Below are 16,930 nucleotides of genomic sequence, written 5' to 3' on the forward strand. Positions count from 1 at the left end.
GCAGGTAGGGTTTTGGGAAAGATGCTCCCGTCCCGTTGATATTTCAGGATCGACGGGCCTCATGCATGAAAGATGCGAAAGCCGCGGGCCAACAGCTTTTGTGCGTTAACAACGCCACGATCTCGCATTTAATAATGCGTTAAGGAGCCTTTAGCATGGCTGAAAAACTTGATATTGCAGGACAAGATCCAGCAGCTTCGCAAGATCCAGACTTGCCCCGTCCGCCAAGCGGGCGTAGGGCCGCTAGCAGGCCTGCTGGACCTCCTAGCCAGACATCGAAAAATACTAATCTCTCTGCCGAATCGCTCTACGATGCGCCGAAGCCGGCAAGCGACTCGTCCGATAACGGCGACTTCAAAAAAGAGGAGTCGAAGCCGGCAAATCAGCGCGTATCACGCTCCAGGCGGAGGAATTCATCCAGTTCCGCTTCATCGGAGGTGAAGGCATCCGATGAAGTTCAGGGCAATGTAGCTGAATCCAATTCTGACGAAAAGAGTCGTGCGGAAGCCTCATCCCAGGACCAGAACAAGCAGAGCCAAAATAACAGGCGTGGGTCTAGGAGATCTTCTTCGCGCAATGATTCTGATTCGAAGAATCAGTCGCGTCGTCGCCGTAGGCGCCAGACACCCGCTGCGGAAACCGAGCCTAGCGCGGAACTGGAAGCCAAACTAGACGAGGTTCTTGGGGCTAAGAAGGCAGCGCACAAGGATGGGGATCACAAGAGCGCAAGCGAGCTGCTCGGCGGTAAGGTCCCCACCAATGAGCTTGGAGAAATTGACAAAGAGGCAGCCCTGGCAGACCTGACTGCAACAATCGCTGGTAAGACCAGCAATTCTGATGCCGAGCCAAGCAACGTCAAGCACAAGTCAGCCAACAAATCTAAAACTGGCGAGTCGGTGAGCGCCAAGAAGAACCAAGAAGAACCTTCGGACGCCGATCAGCAGAAGAAAGATTCTGCCGAGAACTCCGAGGAAGAAAAAGACGATAACTCGAGCAACGGACTCCGCCGCCGCAGGCGTAGGGGCGGACGCAGGCGTCACGGCAGTTCCAATGACGACTCCGATGAGTCCAACAACTCTGACGAGGCTAAGGAAGATGCTAAGGACGAAAAGTCTGAGGAAGACAACAACCAGCAGTCTTCAGGCTCACACCGCAGGCGACGTCGTAGGCGTAGGGGAGGAAGCTCCTCCGATGACGATACGACGATTGCTATTCGTCAGCCGCGTTCTCGATCTGTAAGCGACGAAATCACGAGCATCGAAGGCTCCACACGTCTCGAGGCGAAGCGTCAGCGTCGCCGCGAAGGCAGGTCTCAGCGTCGTCGCGCTCCGATCCTCACCGAGGCAGAATTCCTCGCTAGGCGAGAGAACGTCAGCCGCAAAATGGTTATTCGTCAAAGCGACGATTACACTCAGCTGGCTGTTCTTGAGGACAACATGCTTGTTGAGCACTACGTGGACCGTAAAAACTCCGCCAGCTTGATCGGCAATATCTATCTTGGTCGCGTGCAAAACGTTCTGCCGAGCATGGAAGCCGTATTCATCGACATCGGTCGAGGCCGTAACGCCGTTCTTTACGCCGGTGAGGTCAATTGGGACGCTTTCGAGGTCGCCTCAGATAAACGTCAGGTCGAGCAGGTGTTTAAGTCTGGCGATTCGGTGATCGTTCAAGTCAGCAAGGACCCGGTTGGGGCTAAGGGCGCCAGACTGACTGGACATGTTTCTTTGCCTGGCAGGTATGTCGTTTACTCTCCGAATGGTCACCTTTCCGGCATCAGCCGCAAGCTTCCAGACAAGGAACGCGCCAGGCTGAAGAAGATTCTCGATGAGACACTCAGCGATTCCGCCTCCGTTATCGTCCGCACTGCGGCCGAGGGCGCCACTGAAGAAAACCTTATTCACGATGTCGACAGGTTGAAGGCTCAGTGGGAGGTCATCGAGAAAAAGGCGAAACGTGGCGGAGCCCCGGCTCAGCTGTATGCGGAGCCCGACCTAACTTTGAGGACCATCCGAGATATCTTCACCGAAGACTTCGAGGAACTCATCATTGCCGGTCAGGGCAGCCAGAACGACGCTTGGGAGAGCGTTTCTCAATACGTCGAAATGATCGCTCCTCAGCTCGCGGATAGGCTCAAGAAGTGGGACTCGCAGAAGCAGGGAGACCTCTTCTCCGTGTACCGAATCGATGAGCAGATTTCTAAGGCCATGGAGCGAAAGGTGTTCTTACCCTCCGGCGGTTCGCTAGTTATCGACCGCACTGAGGCAATGACTGTTATTGATGTCAACACCGGTAAGTTCACCGGTAACGGCGGAAATCTCGAGGAGACGGTCACCAAGAACAACTTGGAGGCTGCCGAAGAGATCGTTCGTCAGCTGCGTTTGCGAGACCTGGGCGGAATCATCGTTGTCGACTTCATCGACATGGTGTTGCCCGCCAACAGGGATCTTTTGTTGCGCAGACTGGTCGAATGCCTAAGCCGTGATCGCACCAGGCATCAGGTATCTGAGGTGACGAGTCTCGGCCTGGTGCAAATGACCAGGAAGCGGATCGGAACCGGTCTAGCTGAGGCCTTCACGACCGAGTGCGAGGCTTGTGGCGGTCGTGGATACCACCGCTACGACACCCCTGTCGCATCCCAGGCTCCTGCGGACGGTGGCGAGCGCCACGGACGCAAGAACGGACGCAAAAATTTAAAAAACGGCAAGGGCAAAAACAAAAATAACTGAATATTGAGGGTCATCAGTCGCGGTTGCAAGCCAAAAAGTGACGCAGTTTGCGAGCTAAGGAACTACCCCGTATTATTGACCCTCGGTGCTTAACCAATCGCTTAGTTTTTAGGCTTGAAGATTGTTAAGCAGTAAAACTTTGAACTGTTCGTAAATCGACGAGAGTCGATACAAATGAGAGTGAGTCAGGCGTGTACGCGATCGTGCGCAGTGGCAGCTGCCAGCAGAAGGTAGCCGTCGGTGACGTCGTCGAAATCGATCTGATCGGCGACGAAGTCGGCTCCAGCATCGAGCTGAAGCCAGTGATGCTGGTCGACGGCGATGACATCACCGCGGGTGCGGACCTAGGCAAGGCCAAGGTCACCGCCGAGGTGTTGGGTCAGACCAAGGGACCGAAAATCCGCATCCTGAAGTACAAGAACAAGACCGGTTACAAGCGGCGCATCGGGCACCGCCAGAAGTACACCCAGGTCAAGATCACAGACATCAAGGGGTGAATTTAAGATGGCACATAAGAAAGGTGCTTCTAGCTCTAGCAACGGCCGTGACTCAAACGCAAAGCGCTTGGGTGTAAAGCGTTTCGGTGGTCAGCAGGTTAACGCCGGTGAGATTCTGGTTCGCCAGCGCGGCACCAGCATGCACCCCGGTGAAGGTGTTGGTCTAGGTAAGGACGACACTTTGTTCGCCCTTGTCAACGGCACCGTACGCTACGGATCTACTCGCGGTCGTAAGGTCGTGAACGTTGACCCGGTAGAGGCTTAATTAAGCAAAAACTTGGATAAGAGGTCGCACCCGCAAGAGGGGCGACCTCTTATTTGTTTATCGCTCTGATGCTTTTTCTACGCAAGATACGATTGACGTAATCGTTAATTTGAGGAAATAACATGGCTATTCCATCGTTCGTTGATCGCGCCGTACTGAAAGTAGCAGCCGGCAGCGGCGGTAACGGCTGCGCGTCCGTACGCCGTGAAAAGTTCAAGCCACTTGGCGGTCCCGACGGCGGAAACGGCGGAAACGGCGGCTCTATCATTCTGCGTGTCGATCCGGGGCTGCACACCCTCGTCGATTACCACAGGCAGTCGCAGCGTAAAGCCGAAAATGGTCAGCCGGGAATGGGTAATTTTAGGGCTGGATCTAACGGCGAAGATATCGTGTTGAGCGTTCCCATCGGAACCGTCGTCAGCGTAGAAGGTGGAGGGGTACTCGCCGACCTAACCGAAGAGACGCCGGAGTACGTGGTCGCTAAAGGAGGGCGAGGAGGGCTTGGTAACGCCGCGCTAGCCAGCAAGGCTCGCAAGGCCCCGGGCTTCGCGTTGCTTGGAGAGCCCGGCGATGAGTTGACAATCGTGCTCGAGATGAAGGTCGTCGCCGATATTGGCTTGGTCGGCTTCCCGAGCGCGGGTAAATCCAGTCTGATTGCAGCAATTTCGGCGGCGAAACCTGAAATTGCAGATTATCCGTTCACTACATTGGTGCCGAACCTAGGCGTAGTAGTTGCAGACGATGTCACTTACACGGTGGCGGACGTGCCTGGACTAATCCCGGGGGCAAGCGAGGGTAAAGGCCTTGGACACGATTTCCTTCGGCACATCGAACGCTGTCAGGCGCTCGTCCACGTCATAGACTGCGCGACTTACGAGCCAGGTCGCGATCCGTTGAGCGACTTCGACGCCATTGAGCTAGAGCTGAATAATTACGGCGGCCTGGAGGAACGTCCTCGTCTTGTTGCTCTGAACAAGATCGATGTTCCGGATGGCGCAGACATGGCAGACATCGTCATCGATAGCTTGACCGAGCGTGGTTTAAAAGTATTTCCGATCTCCACGAAGACGGGGGAGGGCATTACCGAACTTAAGTTTGCGATGGCCAAGCTCGTCGAGGAAATGAAACGTGATCAGCCAAAGCCGGTTCCCATAGTGATCAAGCCAAAGCCTGTCGACTCGCGCAGCGATTCGACCTTCACAATTAAACGTCAGGGAGATGGCGAAGGGGGAGAGATCTGGCGAGTGCGAGGTGAAAGGCCAGAGCGCTGGGTGCGGCAGACTGACTTCTCTAATGACGAAGCTGTTGGCTATCTTGCAGACCGCCTGAATCGTTTGGGAATCGAGGACGAGCTTCTCAAGATGGGCGCAATGCCAGGCGATGCTGTTGCGATCGGACCCGGAAAACATCCCGTGGTCTTCGACTTCTCTCCTCAGGTTAAGTCGGGTGCTGAGCTGCTTGGCCGCCGTGGTGAAGATCCGCGACTTGATGAGGTGAGGCCATCAGTTGTTCGACGTCGTGAGCTTGACGCGGAATATAAGGAGAAGCGTGCCCAATCCCTTTCTGGAGTTAAACGCGAGGAAGGCGTCGATTGGCGCGAGCAACACCGTCGTGAACTAGAAGCCGACATGGCTACGGACTTTGAGGACTGATTACTGGTGTCTGAGCACTGGAGCGAACAGGTTCTGCGCGATTCCGTAAAGAACGCCAGGCGAGTTGTCGTTAAGGTCGGATCGAGCTCACTTAGCAGCGTTTCTGGCGGCCTAGATATGAGTCGGATCACTCAGTTGGTGATCGAGCTAGCGCAGATCCACCGGTCTGGGCGAGATGTAGTTCTGATCAGTTCTGGCGCAATCGCAACCGGTCTGGCTCCGCTCAAGTTGAAGAAGCGTCCTAAGGATCTGGCGCATCAACAGGCTGCGGCTGCAGTCGGCCAAGGGCTGTTGATGCAGCATTACGCAGAGCTGTTTGCGGCTCACGGTATCTTGGCCGGACAAGTTTTGCTGACAGTCGAAGACCTTACCCGCCACGACAGCTACAACAACGCTTTGCGTACGCTTGGAACTTTGCTGCAGATGGGCGTTGTTCCCGTCATTAATGAGAACGACACTGTAGCGACTCACGAGATCCGTTTCGGCGACAACGATAGAATCGCAGCTTTGATAGCCCAGTTGACTAGGGCTGATGCTTTGATTCTGCTCACTGATGTTCCCGGCCTATACACCGCTCATCCTGACGAGCCAGGGGCTGAAAAGATAACATTCGTGGAAGACGTCGAAAACCTGGACGCAGACACTAGCAGGCTTGGTTCTGCGGTTGGTTCCGGGGGCATGAAGAGCAAAGTTCAGGCCGCAAAGATTGCTTCCAGCGCTGGCATTCCCGTCGTAATGACCAATTGGCAGCAACTCGGTCCGGCAGCCAGAGGCGAAGAAGTGGGAACGGTTTTCGCTCCGATAGATAAACGCAGGCCGCGTAGGCTTCTGTGGCTTGCTTATGCCTCTAGCTCGCAGGGGAAACTTTACTTGGACGCGGGTGCGCAGCGAGCAGTAGTTTCTGCCAACGCTTCCTTGCTGCCAGCCGGATTGACCCGAGTCGAAGGCAATTTCGAGGCCGGAGATCCCGTCGACCTCTGCGATCAACAGGGGACAAGCATTGCCAGAGGAATAGTCTCATATTCTTCGGACGAACTTCCCAAGATGATTGGGAAACATACCGTCGAGCTAGCCGAATCGATGGGACACGAATACGATCGTGCGGTGGTTCATCGCGACATGCTTATAGTTCTGCATGCAGGAACTGGTTCCATCGGCGACAGGGTTAACTAAGATAGTGCCCATGTCGGTTGAAGATAACAGCGTGAACTCCCTCGCAACGCGCGCGAGGCAGGCGTCCTTTGAACTGTCCTCAGCCTCCCGAGCGCTCAAGGACGAAGCGTTGAGAGCTATGGCGGACGCTCTAGAGTCGAGCATGGCGGAAGTGCTCTCGGCAAACAAAATAGATGTTGACCAGGCACGTGAAACCGGCACTCCGGAGGCCATGATTGACAGACTCGCGCTGGATGCCTCTCGCGTCGCAGGCATGGTGGGCGGCCTCCGCAAGCTGGTGGACCTATCGGATCCGGTTGGCGAGATTGTCAGGGGATGGAACCTGGCAAACGGTGTTCAAATCAAGCAGGTGCGCGTTCCCTTCGGCGTTGTGGGAATGATCTACGAGGCTCGCCCTAACGTCACAGCGGACGCTGCTGGAGTGTGCTTAAAGTCGGGTAACGCCAGCATCCTTAGAGGAAGTTCTAGCGCGCTGTACAGCAATCGGGCGATCGTCAAAGCGTTGCGAAGCGGACTAGAAGCTAGCGGGTTGCCTGTTGACTCTGTTTCTCTGGTCGAGGGCGGCCACGAGACGACACAGCAGATGATGGCCGCTCGTGGTCTTATCGACGTGCTGATCCCTCGCGGTGGTGCCGGGTTGATCAATGCAGTGGTTGAAAACTCGAAGGTTCCCGTAATCGAAACCGGAACAGGCAATTGCCACTTATTTGTTGATCGCGCTGCAGATCTGGATATTGCTGAAAAGATCATTCTCAACGCTAAAGTTCAACGTCCTAGCGTATGTAATGCACTCGAAACATTGTTGGTTCATCAAGAAGTCGCTGAAGACTTCATACCTCGGATAACCGATTCGCTGATGGCCAAAGGGGTCACGCTACACGGTAACGACAAGGCAGTGAGCCTAGATTCTAGAATCATTGCAGCAAGAAGTGACGAGTTCAACGCGGAATATCTCTCGCTAGATCTCGCAGTAAAAGTCGTATCTGATATCGATGATGCCATCGAGCACATTAGGACACACACCACAGGTCACTCGGAAACGATCGTTACGAACGACATGGTTGCGTCTAACAAGTTCGTTTCAGCCATCGATACAGCTGCCGTACTAGTCAACGCTTCAAGCCGATTCGTTGACGGCGGAGAGTTCGGGTTCGGCGCTGAAATCGGTATCTCGACGCAGAAGTTACATGCGAGGGGGCCGATGGCGTTGCAAGAGATGACTTCAACCAAGTATGTAATAACTGGAGAGGGCCAGGTGCGCAGCTAGCGCCATTAGATATGAGTAATGAACGCGGTAGTGCCGAGACCGGTCTCGTCAGGCAGGACACAAAACACCGATACAGGTTAGGTGTGATGGGCGGCACTTTCGACCCTATTCACCACGGACACCTAGTGGCTGCTAGTGAGGTTGCCGCGAGGTTCCACCTTGACGAGGTGGTGTTCGTGCCCACGGGCATCCCTTGGCAAAAAGCTGGTAGGAAAGTTAGCCATGCTGAAGACCGCTATCTAATGACGGTTATCGCCACTGCATCTAACCCCAGATTTTCTGTAAGTAGGGTGGATATCGAGCGGCCTGGAAATACTTACACGGTTGATACGCTGCGCGAAATCAAAGAAAAACGTGGTGAGGCAGATCTTTACTTCATTACGGGTGCAGATGCCATGGCTTCCATACTCACTTGGCGAGGCGCCGATGAGCTTTTCGATCTAGCGAATTTCGTCGGTGTTTCGCGACCTGGGGTTGACCTTGGCAAAAAGGACATCAGCCATCTACCGCCAGACAAAGTGACGCTGCTCGAGGTTCCGGCTATGGCCATCAGCTCTACTGAATGCCGTAAACGCGTAGGTGAAGGGTTACCGCTTTGGTACCTTGTGCCAGACGGGGTCGTGCAGTACGTGGCTAAGCGGGGTCTCTACACCGATAAGCAATACATCGAGCCTCTACAAATCGAACCAACTGACTAAAGGGAACATATGAGCGCAACTAGCCAAGCTATTCAAACGGCAAGGATCGCGGCCCAGGCTGCGAACAGCAAGATCGGCCACGACATTGTGGCATTTGACGTTTCTCAACAGCTGGCGATAGCAGACGTCTTTCTGATCGTTTCCGGAAATAGTGAGCCCCAAGTGGGCGCAATCGTCGACGAGATAGTGGCGAAGATCATCGAGAAGGAAGATGCTCGGCCCATTCGTAGGGAAGGCGAGAGAGAACAACGCTGGGTGCTTCTGGACTACGGCGACGTCGTTGTTCACGTTCAGCACCAAGAGGACAGGGCGCTATATAACTTAGAGCGGCTCTGGAAAGATTGCCCACAAATTGATCTGCAATTAAATTAAAAGATATGCCGGCTATTTAGCCGGCATATCTTTTTTACAAAGTCATTCCAACTAGATGTCCAACGGCGCCAGTGGTTATCATCGCTAAAGCCCCGCCCGAAATAACTCTAATTATTGGTCTAATTCCCCTTGCTTCGGAAAGTCGTGAAGAAACATAGCCTGCAATGCCTAAAGCTAAAACGGTTATTATGAAAGTCATTGGAATTTTAATTGATGCCGGAAATATTAGTATGGCCAGCATCGGCAGAATTGCCCCGAGCGTAAAAGAAACCGCTGACGAAATAGCTGCATGCCAGGGATTTGCGAACTCCTCCGAGTCGATCGAGTATCGGGCGCTCACGTGGGCGCCGATTGGATCTATCGAGGTGTATTCGAGCGCCACCTTTTTCGCCGTGTCGGGCGACAATCCTTTGGACTCATAGATTTGGATTAGGGACGACAAGCTAGCGCGTGGCGATGTCTTTAGTCCTCTGCTTACTTTGGCCACCAGAGCTTGCTCTGTGTCCTTCTGCGTGGAAACTGAAACGTATTCGCCAGCGGCCATCGAAATGGCGCCAGCGACCACGGCGGCTAATCCCGCAGTGAATATTGCTGCGTTGTTTGCTGGGGTCGCCGCGGCAACTCCTACGACCACGCCGGCTGTCGAAACGATACCGTCATTCGCACCTAAAACACCTGCCCGTAGCCAGTTAAGCTTTGCCGCAGTCTGGACGCTCTTGTCGTGTGAACTGGGCGGACGAGAATCGATCTTTTCTAATACAGTCATCAGACCCGCCTCTAAGCAATTCCTTTTATGTCACATTAAATTTTGAAATTTTGGTATACAAGAAAAAGAAGGGTAGGTGTTCCTTTATGTAAAAAGGATGAAGGCGTTTGCTTGTTAAGACAGGCTACCTTTTTTCAGAAACGAGAGTGTTTAGAAATGTTTTTTCGCTACGTGAATTAAAGCAGAAATGATTTTAAATTCAAAATATTTTATCTCTATTGTAGAGATAGATTAACCGCGTATGCCCGTTAGCCACTCGGCGACCATGTGAGAACGTCAAACTGATAAGCCCGGAGTTAACGGTTGCTGTTTTAACGCAAAAGGATAAACAAAAAGACGGCCACTTCGCGGCCGCCTTCGTAAATTGTGGAGGTAAGGGGATTCGAACCCCTGGCCTCTTCCATGCCATGGAAGCGCGCTACCAACTGCGCCATACCCCCAAGATTGGGTTTGCCTCGCGAAAGTTTTTTTAACTTCGTGCTTGGCACGAAAAAGAACTATAGCCGATCGATCAGACAAGTCAAAATTTATTCTTCATAGTCTTTGGCTAGAGAAATGACGGGGCGAGAGATCTCCAGCCCCGTCATTTTAGAATCCGCGTTCGTAGGGACCGGGCACGTAGCTGACCTGGACTCCTAGCTCGCTGGCCGAATGAAGCGCGAAGGCGGGGTCATTCAACGACTTACGCCCGACTAGGACGACGTCCGCCTGGCCAGTAGCGACGATCTGCTCGGCTTGAACAGCGTCAGTAATCATTCCGACTGCGGCTACTGGTGCAGACACCGAATCTTTCACTGCCTTGGCGAGGGGAGTCTGGTAACCCGGACCGACTGGAATTGGGGCCATGGGAATGTTTCCGCCAGAGGAAATATCGAACAGGCTGACTCCGTGCTTTTCAAGCTCGCGGCAGACCTCAATGGTTTCTTCGAGGCTGAATCCGCCTTCTACCCATTCCGTTGCAGAAAGCCGGACTAGCAGGGGCACTTCATCAATCTGGTCACGAACCGCATCGACAATCTGGAGAAGCAAGCGAGCTCTATTCTCTAGGCGCCCGCCGTATTCGTCTTTGCGTTGGTTGCTTAGCGGAGACAAGAATTCGTGAAGCAGGTAACCGTGAGCCGCGTGCACCTCAACGAAATCAAATCCCGCTTCTATCGCACGTTTTGCTGCCGCAGAGAACGCGTCGATTAGTTTCTCGATGCCTTCTTTGTCGAGGCCCTTCGGCTCTGCATACCGGCCATTTGCGATCGGGGAGGGTGCGAAGGTTTGCCAGCCACCACGATCCTCAGGGATGCTACCTGCGGTTTCTTTCATGCCCCAAGGCGCGTAGGTGGATGCTTTGCGACCTGCGTGAGCAAGCTGAACGCCTATCTTGGCGCCCTGGGAATGTGCAAACTTAACGATTGGCTTGAAAGCCTCAAGCTGCTTATCGTTCCAGATTCCCAAGTCTCTTGGGCTGATCCGACCTTCGGGAACCACTCCCGTAGCCTCGACGATTATCCCTCCTGCGCCACCGCTAGCGAGACCCCCATAATGCACCAGATGCCATTCGCAGGCTATGCCGTCCTGGTTCTCAACGGCATACGTACACATAGGAGGCACCCAAAGGCGATTACGGAACTCGACTTTTTTAAGGGTTATCGGTGTAAAAAGTTTGCTCACGATTCTCCTAGTTGTCTGAACCTTTAATTTGTTTGAGCTGGGCTTAGCTGGCCACACGTTTTCCGCTAGCCAAGTCGAACAGATGCTGAAGCACCAAACCATTGCTGCAACGCAAACCGTTGTGTTCGTACTCGCTAGTTACCCACTTTTTGATGCCTGGCAGTAGCGCCCCAGTCTCAACAGAGAACTCCAGAGGCACGTATACGTCGTTGAAGTAGACGGCTGCTGCACCAGAAACACCCGATTCGGAAATCATCTTAGCGTCGTAGATGCTGGGCCATTCGATCTGCGCGACCTTGTCGACGACCTCTGCCCAGGGCTGAAGGGCTGGAACCGTTTGAGTCCACTCTCGCCAGACGTGCTCGCCTGTTAGGAGTGTCACGTCCTCGCGGAATTCCTCCGGAAAGGTCCTTTCCGCTGACCAGTCTGTGACGAAACCGTCGGAGTAACTCGACTCGTGTATTACGTAGTACAGCGGATTCGATCCGCCAAAAGGCATGGCATCGCTTAGCGCGTATTTGAAGGCGTTAGTTTTTGGATCTCTCTCGAGGATGTTATAAAGATCTTGCCAACCGTCAGTGCTGCCAAGTAAATGGCCGAGGGAACGCAGCCTAGATACCGAGAGCACCTCACTGGTGGGAAGAACAATTTTGCCTTCCGCTGCCAGATCAGCTAGCTCGCGCATTTTTTCCCTATGCTCCGGGAAACGACGGTAATAGGCAAGGGAATTTGCCTTCATCTTTTTATAGCAGAGCGAATAAACGTCATCGGGGTGGTGACCAACCGCGCTGAGGCCACCGGTGAAGAAGCACTGAGTGAGGCTTTCGGGGTGCTTAGTCAGGTAAGCGAGTGTCGTGAAACCTCCGAAAGATTGCCCAAGCGTCGTCCACTTCTTCACGCCGAGATGCTCACGCATGGCTTCGGCGTCTTCGACAATGGAATCAGCCCGCATGTAGCGAAGACGATCGACGACCCAGTCGGTTCCGTTGGAGAGTTCGTTGTCACCTATGGGAGTCGACTTTCCGGTTCCGCGCTGATCGAGCATGACGACTCGATAATTCTCCAGCGCAACGTCGAGCCAAGTCGGTTGGGTAGGGCAGCGGTAAGGGCGAGGCGCTTCATTGCCAGGGCCACCCTGAAGGAAAACAAGGTATGGAAGATTTTCTCCGCCCGGTCGGCTCACTACGGCCGCGTATACGTCGATCGTGCGTTCGTCGGAATCGTCATACCAAACTAGGGGAACCGTAATGAAATGGTCTTCGATACTCAGATCAGCAATGCGACTAGTCATAGTCACATTCTAATGCCGCACCGTCAACAGTTCAGGGTCCTGGATCGGGCTTAAATTGGTATCTTGACCATCGCGATGTTGTTGCCAGTCGATAAATTAGTTAGGGCGACTTGAGCAGATTGTGTCGGGCGAGGAAAGATCACAGTTCCCGAAATTTCTTGACCCTCGTCTATCCTGCCTCTGTCCAACTGGTTGGGGGAAGCCGCCCGGTTTGGGTAAACGATATTTCCGGATCCCGCCTGCGAATCAAGAGCCATGAACGTGTAGTTCATCGAGCCGGAATCTAGCTTTACGCGTACGTTTACGCTCAGCGTATAGGCGTCCCACTGCGCAGATTCAACGATGAAAGCACCGCTAACGTGGCCGTCATCGAAAGGTCTTTCTGCCGGCAATGAAGGCACACGCGGAGTTGCAGGAGCGGTGGGAGAAACGTTCGGCGGGGTCTCTTCAGGCTTTTCCTGGGTTCGACCTGCGAACCAGATCAAACCAAAAATTATTGCCGCAGAGATTAGCGGCAGTGCCAGCCTAGCCAGTAAAGGACGGCGATAGGCCCTAATTCGTGTCTGAGGTTTGTGTGATGTGACTGGTGCTGGGGCAGTGGGGATCTCATGGCGTTGCTCTTGAACCTCAACGTTGACAGGTTCAAGGTCGGCATATGGCCTCTGGACCAAGTCTCCGTCAGCTGGTGCCTGTTGCGGATCATCGTTGAGGCTTTGCTCGGGCCTGTTTAGCTCCATACTCGATAAGCCTAAAGTCTTCGACAAATGTTGTCTGGAACCCAGACGGTGTTTTCTTCTTTAGCAAAGGTGTTGTACCGGTGATTTTTGGGCTCTGCTTACTGCAATAAACAATGCATGAAGCAAACAGGCAATGCATCAGTAGAAGAAACTTTCCTTGCCCCTCCTCGCGTAAAGCTAAACGAGCCAGCCGAACTTTTATCGGTGATCCCGGCAATGCTCGGATTCAAACCGAAAGAATCAGTTGTGATCATGGTCATCGAAAACAATTGCGTCGAGGTGACGATTCGCATGGATATATGTCAGTTGGAATTCGACCTGGAACGGTTTATTGATCTGCGAGAAAAATACCCGGGCGCCTTGTTCTTCGTGGCGGCATATTCCGTCGATCTCGGGCTTGCCTCGAGTTGTGCTGAGCGTATCGAGCGGCTCGTGGGTGATGCCTTGATGATGAGCGTGGTGTCCAATGGGCGAAGTTTCTGGATCAGGGGAGAAGCGGAACCGCGTCGTCGACCAGTGCCAGAAATTAGTTTGACAGCACGAGCTGAATTCGCAGGTGCAGGGATGAGAATGTTTGAGGATCGCAGCGATCTAGTTGCCCTCGTGCAACCCGCTGAAGGTGAGCTTGCTAACGAGAACATGGTCTTGATGGCCGAGTTAGTCGAAGAAATCACCACGATGAAAGAAAAAGACGCTGTTGAGAGATTCAAGTTTTTGATGGCGAATCAAGAAGTTCTCTCGAAGCGGCAATTGTTGGAAATCGGCATGCTCACTTCGCGATATTGGACCTTAATCTGCGCGTTGTCGAGGATTTCGAGCCGCCGTGCGATACCCGAATGTGAACTATGGCAGAAGGTGTGTCGCCAAATGCCAAAGCAATATGCGCTGACTGCGATTGCTTTGACAGCCATCTCGGCTTGGGCTGGAGGAAATGGCGCCCTACAGTCAATTTGTTTAGACATCGGTTCGCAGATAGATCCAAATAGCGTCTTGCTGCAAATACCGATCACGGCAAATCAAATGTTGCAACCGCCCACCGAATGGGAGCCGATGCGGCAAATATTTCTTAGCGAATTTCTTAATTGGCAAGACACATTCGAGAAGGCAGAGGTGTAGGGGTGATGGAAAGTTAACCTGAAGCCAATAGTCGGGTAGAATCGTGCCTCGACGTTCATCCGATGATGGACTTATGCATTGATTCGGCTCGCGAATTGGTTAGCTAATAGGAGAATGCTGTGAGCGTACATGACGAAGCAGAGGGTCGCTACGACGTAGTGGCCGCTCAGGAAAAGTGGCAAAAGTTTTGGGACGAAGATCACACGTTCAAAACTCTTGATGATGATTCCAAGCCGCGTCGTTATGTCCTAGACATGTTTCCTTACCCATCCGGAGACCTACACATGGGTCACGCGGAGGCATATGCAATGGGTGATGTCCCCGCCAGGCTTTATCGCATGCAGGGCTACGATGTCATGCACCCCATTGGGTGGGACTCATTCGGCCTTCCGGCTGAAAACGCTGCGATTAAGAACAACGAACACCCGGCAAAGTGGACTTACAGCAATATCGAGACTCAGAAAACTTCGTTCAAGCGTTACGGCTTGAGCCTCGACTGGAGCCGTGAGCTACACACTTCCGACACCGAGTACTACCGCTGGACCCAGTGGCTGTTCAACAAATTCTTTGAGCGTGGGCTTGCCTACCGGAAGGATTCTTACGTCAACTGGTGCCCGAAGGACATGACCGTTCTAGCTAATGAACAGGTAATCGAGGGCGCTTGCGAGAGATGCAAAACCCCTGTCACTAAGAGGAAGCTCAACCAGTGGTACTTCAAGATCACTGAATATGCCCAGCGTCTTCTCGACGACATGGATCAGCTAAGGGATGGCTGGCCCGAGCGTGTGCTTGCGATGCAGCGCAACTGGATCGGTCGCTCTGAGGGTGCCTACGTGGACTTCAAAATCGAAGGCCGCGAGGAGCCGGTAACGGTTTTCACCACTCGCCCCGACACCTTGTATGGCGCAACATTCATGGTCGTCGCGCCTGATAGCGATCTGGCCAGCGATATCGTCTCCGCCGAGCAGAAGACAGACTTCGAGAAGTATCTGGAAGAGGTCAAAAAGAACACCGAGATTGAGCGACAGTCCACCCAGCACGAGAAGACTGGTGTTTTCCTCGGCGTCTACGCTGAGAACCCGGTAACCGGCGAGAAAATCCCGATGTGGGCTGCCGACTACGTCCTAAGCGATTACGGCACTGGCGCGATTATGGCAGTGCCTGCTCACGACCAGCGTGACTTGGACTTCGCGTTGAAGTACGGCCTCGAGGTTCGTCCTGTCATCGACACTGGCGAAGAGAATCCCGCGACAAGCGGGGTTGCCACCACCGGTGATGGTGTCTACGTGAGCTCCGGCCCGCTCGATGGCTTAACGAGCGTCAAAGAAGGCGTTAAGAAGACTGTAGAGGTTTTGAACAAGCGTGGCTCGGGTGAGGCGGCAGTTACCTACAGGTTGCGCGACTGGCTGTTGAGTCGTCAGCGTTTCTGGGGCTGCCCGATCCCAATTATCCACTGCCCGAAGTGCGGTTTGGTTCCCGTCCCCGACGATCAGCTGCCGGTAGAGCTGCCAGACCTTCGAGGCGCAGACCTGGCTCCTAAGGGGATGAGTCCGCTGGCAAGCGACGCGGCTGCAGAATGGCGCAGTGTTTCCTGCCCGAATTGTGGTGCTGATGCACAGCGAGATACGGACACGATGGACACGTTCGTCGATTCCTCTTGGTACTTCTATCGCTACTGCTCGCCGCACTTTGAGGACGGCCCCTTCAATCCGGAGGACGTTAATCGTTGGATGCCGGTGGAACAGTATGTAGGTGGCGTTGAGCACGCCATCTTGCACCTGCTTTACATGCGTTTCTTTGCGAAGGTTCTTAACGATCTTGGCGTGATCGACTTCGATGAGCCGATGAAGAAGCTGCTGAACCAGGGCCAGGTCATCAACCAGGGCAAAGCTATGAGCAAGTCCCTAGGCAACGGCGTAGATCTTGGAAAACAGATAGACGAGTTCGGTGTGGACGCTGTTCGTCTGACGATGATCTTCGCCGGTCCGCCCGAGGACGACATTGACTGGGCAGAGGTCTCGCCATCCAGTTCTCTTAAGTTCTTGCAGCGTGCTTACCGTATTGCCGCCGATGTGACCAGCGATCCGGGTTGTCCTGTTGAATCTGGCTACGAGGGTCTGCGTCGAGTAACACACAAGACGATCCACGACGTCACAGAGCTCGTCGAGATGGGACGCTTCAACGTCGCTGTAGCTCGTGTAATGGAGCTGGTAAACGCAGCCAGGAAAGAAATTAACGGCGAGACTGGTGCAGCGGATCCCGCAGTCCGTGAAGCAGCCGAGTTCACCGCTCAGGCATTGAGCCTATTTGCTCCTTACGTCGCCGAAGAGATGTGGGAACTTCTGGGCAAGGAGCCCTCGGTTGCTAACAGCGCCTGGCCAACTGCCGACGAGAAGCTCCTGGTCGCCGAATCGGTAGTACTAGTAGTCCAAGTGCAGGGCAAAGTCAGGGCAAAGATAACCGTAAGCCCCGATATCACTGAGGAGCAGGCTATCGAAGCCGCACTCGCCGAAGATAACGTTCAACGGGCCCTAGATGGTCGTGAGATTCTTAAGACCATCGTCAAGCTTCCGAAGATGGTCAGCATCGTTCCCAAAAAGTAAATAGACCGTAAAAAACGGCAGAGTCTGATGTTGTCAGGCTCTGCCGTTTTGTTGTCTTTGTGAACAAGTCATGAGGGTTAGTCAATAGTGTTTTCGTGCTAGAGA

Annotated in this window: 14 protein-coding genes and 1 tRNA gene; 10 read left to right on the plus strand and 5 right to left on the minus strand. The window is 53.6% G+C overall.

All coding sequences use genetic code 11. The annotated features are described in order from the left end of the window. Nucleotides 1-155 precede the first annotated feature (155 nt). From HMPREF1255_RS01350 to rsfS, 8 genes are all read left to right on the plus strand, one after another. Nucleotides 156-2,726 (plus strand): Rne/Rng family ribonuclease, encoded by a 2,571-nt coding sequence (locus HMPREF1255_RS01350; RefSeq protein ID WP_024110777.1) that lies wholly within the window; start codon nucleotides 156-158, stop codon nucleotides 2,724-2,726. Between the two features lie 191 nt (nucleotides 2,727-2,917). Then, nucleotides 2,918-3,223: a 50S ribosomal protein L21 gene (rplU, locus tag HMPREF1255_RS01355; RefSeq protein ID WP_016456335.1), complete on the plus strand. Its 306-nt coding sequence runs from the start codon at nucleotides 2,918-2,920 to the stop codon at nucleotides 3,221-3,223. 7 nt (nucleotides 3,224-3,230) lie between these two features. Continuing rightward, the gene (rpmA, locus tag HMPREF1255_RS01360; protein WP_024110772.1) at nucleotides 3,231-3,488 is read left to right on the plus strand and encodes a 50S ribosomal protein L27; all 258 of its coding nucleotides are present in this window, start codon (nucleotides 3,231-3,233) and stop codon (nucleotides 3,486-3,488) included. Between the two features lie 122 nt (nucleotides 3,489-3,610). Further along, the gene (obgE, locus tag HMPREF1255_RS01365; RefSeq protein WP_024110831.1) at nucleotides 3,611-5,140 is read left to right on the plus strand and encodes a GTPase ObgE; all 1,530 of its coding nucleotides are present in this window, start codon (nucleotides 3,611-3,613) and stop codon (nucleotides 5,138-5,140) included. Between the two features lie 6 nt (nucleotides 5,141-5,146). Then, on the plus strand, nucleotides 5,147-6,313 hold the full coding sequence (gene proB / locus HMPREF1255_RS01370; RefSeq protein ID WP_016456332.1) for a glutamate 5-kinase: 1,167 nt from the start codon (nucleotides 5,147-5,149) through the stop codon (nucleotides 6,311-6,313). A 10-nt stretch (nucleotides 6,314-6,323) separates the two neighbouring features. Further along, nucleotides 6,324-7,580, plus strand: a complete 1,257-nt coding sequence (locus HMPREF1255_RS01375) for a glutamate-5-semialdehyde dehydrogenase (protein WP_036916712.1) — start codon at nucleotides 6,324-6,326, stop codon at nucleotides 7,578-7,580. An 11-nt stretch (nucleotides 7,581-7,591) separates the two neighbouring features. After that, nucleotides 7,592-8,278, plus strand: a complete 687-nt coding sequence (gene nadD / locus HMPREF1255_RS01380; protein ID WP_024110518.1) for a nicotinate-nucleotide adenylyltransferase — start codon at nucleotides 7,592-7,594, stop codon at nucleotides 8,276-8,278. 9 nt (nucleotides 8,279-8,287) lie between these two features. Then, entirely contained in the window at nucleotides 8,288-8,650 is a 363-nt protein-coding gene (gene rsfS, locus HMPREF1255_RS01385; RefSeq protein ID WP_016456329.1) for a ribosome silencing factor, read from the plus strand. A 34-nt stretch (nucleotides 8,651-8,684) separates the two neighbouring features. Here the strand turns inward: rsfS and HMPREF1255_RS01390 are convergent, their stop codons facing one another. The 5 genes from HMPREF1255_RS01390 to HMPREF1255_RS01410 all read right to left on the minus strand — a co-directional run bounded on the left by HMPREF1255_RS01390 (nucleotide 8,685) and on the right by HMPREF1255_RS01410 (nucleotide 13,106). Next, the gene (locus HMPREF1255_RS01390; RefSeq protein WP_024110841.1) at nucleotides 8,685-9,416 is read right to left on the minus strand and encodes a VIT family protein; all 732 of its coding nucleotides are present in this window, start codon (nucleotides 9,414-9,416) and stop codon (nucleotides 8,685-8,687) included. A gap of 367 nt (nucleotides 9,417-9,783) precedes the next feature. Then, a tRNA-Ala gene (locus HMPREF1255_RS01395) sits at nucleotides 9,784-9,856 on the minus strand. Between the two features lie 148 nt (nucleotides 9,857-10,004). Beyond that, entirely contained in the window at nucleotides 10,005-11,078 is a 1,074-nt protein-coding gene (locus tag HMPREF1255_RS01400; protein WP_016456327.1) for an NADH:flavin oxidoreductase/NADH oxidase, read from the minus strand. A gap of 43 nt (nucleotides 11,079-11,121) precedes the next feature. Next, nucleotides 11,122-12,375 (minus strand): alpha/beta fold hydrolase, encoded by a 1,254-nt coding sequence (locus HMPREF1255_RS01405; RefSeq protein ID WP_036916714.1) that lies wholly within the window; start codon nucleotides 12,373-12,375, stop codon nucleotides 11,122-11,124. A 44-nt stretch (nucleotides 12,376-12,419) separates the two neighbouring features. Continuing rightward, nucleotides 12,420-13,106 (minus strand): hypothetical protein, encoded by a 687-nt coding sequence (locus HMPREF1255_RS01410; RefSeq protein ID WP_024110661.1) that lies wholly within the window; start codon nucleotides 13,104-13,106, stop codon nucleotides 12,420-12,422. A 117-nt stretch (nucleotides 13,107-13,223) separates the two neighbouring features. Between HMPREF1255_RS01410 and HMPREF1255_RS01415 the strand changes: the two genes are divergently transcribed. Together HMPREF1255_RS01415 and leuS are read left to right on the plus strand one after the other, a co-directional pair. Further along, nucleotides 13,224-14,222, plus strand: a complete 999-nt coding sequence (locus HMPREF1255_RS01415; RefSeq protein WP_024110689.1) for a DUF4192 family protein — start codon at nucleotides 13,224-13,226, stop codon at nucleotides 14,220-14,222. A 119-nt stretch (nucleotides 14,223-14,341) separates the two neighbouring features. Next, a complete protein-coding gene (leuS, locus tag HMPREF1255_RS01420; RefSeq protein ID WP_024110713.1) occupies nucleotides 14,342-16,825 on the plus strand; it encodes a leucine--tRNA ligase in 2,484 nt (827 codons plus the stop codon). Nucleotides 16,826-16,930 lie beyond the last annotated feature (105 nt).

The organism is Propionimicrobium sp. BV2F7 (genome assembly GCF_000510445.1).
Taxonomy (GTDB): Bacteria; Actinomycetota; Actinomycetes; order Propionibacteriales; family Propionibacteriaceae; genus Propionimicrobium; species Propionimicrobium lymphophilum.

Bases quoted from the DNA above. Each gene is read 5' to 3' on its own strand.
- obgE (WP_024110831.1), top strand. From the start codon at position 3,611: ATGGCTATTCCATCGTTCGTTGATCGCGCCGTACTGAAAGTAGCAGCC.
- HMPREF1255_RS01390 (WP_024110841.1), bottom strand. From the start codon at position 9,416: ATGACTGTATTAGAAAAGATCGATTCTCGTCCGCCCAGTTCACACGAC.
- HMPREF1255_RS01350 (WP_024110777.1), top strand. From the start codon at position 156: ATGGCTGAAAAACTTGATATTGCAGGACAAGATCCAGCAGCTTCGCAA.
- HMPREF1255_RS01415 (WP_024110689.1), top strand. From the start codon at position 13,224: ATGAAGCAAACAGGCAATGCATCAGTAGAAGAAACTTTCCTTGCCCCT.
- rsfS (WP_016456329.1), top strand. From the start codon at position 8,288: ATGAGCGCAACTAGCCAAGCTATTCAAACGGCAAGGATCGCGGCCCAG.
- rpmA (WP_024110772.1), top strand. From the start codon at position 3,231: ATGGCACATAAGAAAGGTGCTTCTAGCTCTAGCAACGGCCGTGACTCA.
- nadD (WP_024110518.1), top strand. From the start codon at position 7,592: ATGAGTAATGAACGCGGTAGTGCCGAGACCGGTCTCGTCAGGCAGGAC.
- HMPREF1255_RS01375 (WP_036916712.1), top strand. From the start codon at position 6,324: ATGTCGGTTGAAGATAACAGCGTGAACTCCCTCGCAACGCGCGCGAGG.
- HMPREF1255_RS01410 (WP_024110661.1), bottom strand. From the start codon at position 13,106: ATGGAGCTAAACAGGCCCGAGCAAAGCCTCAACGATGATCCGCAACAG.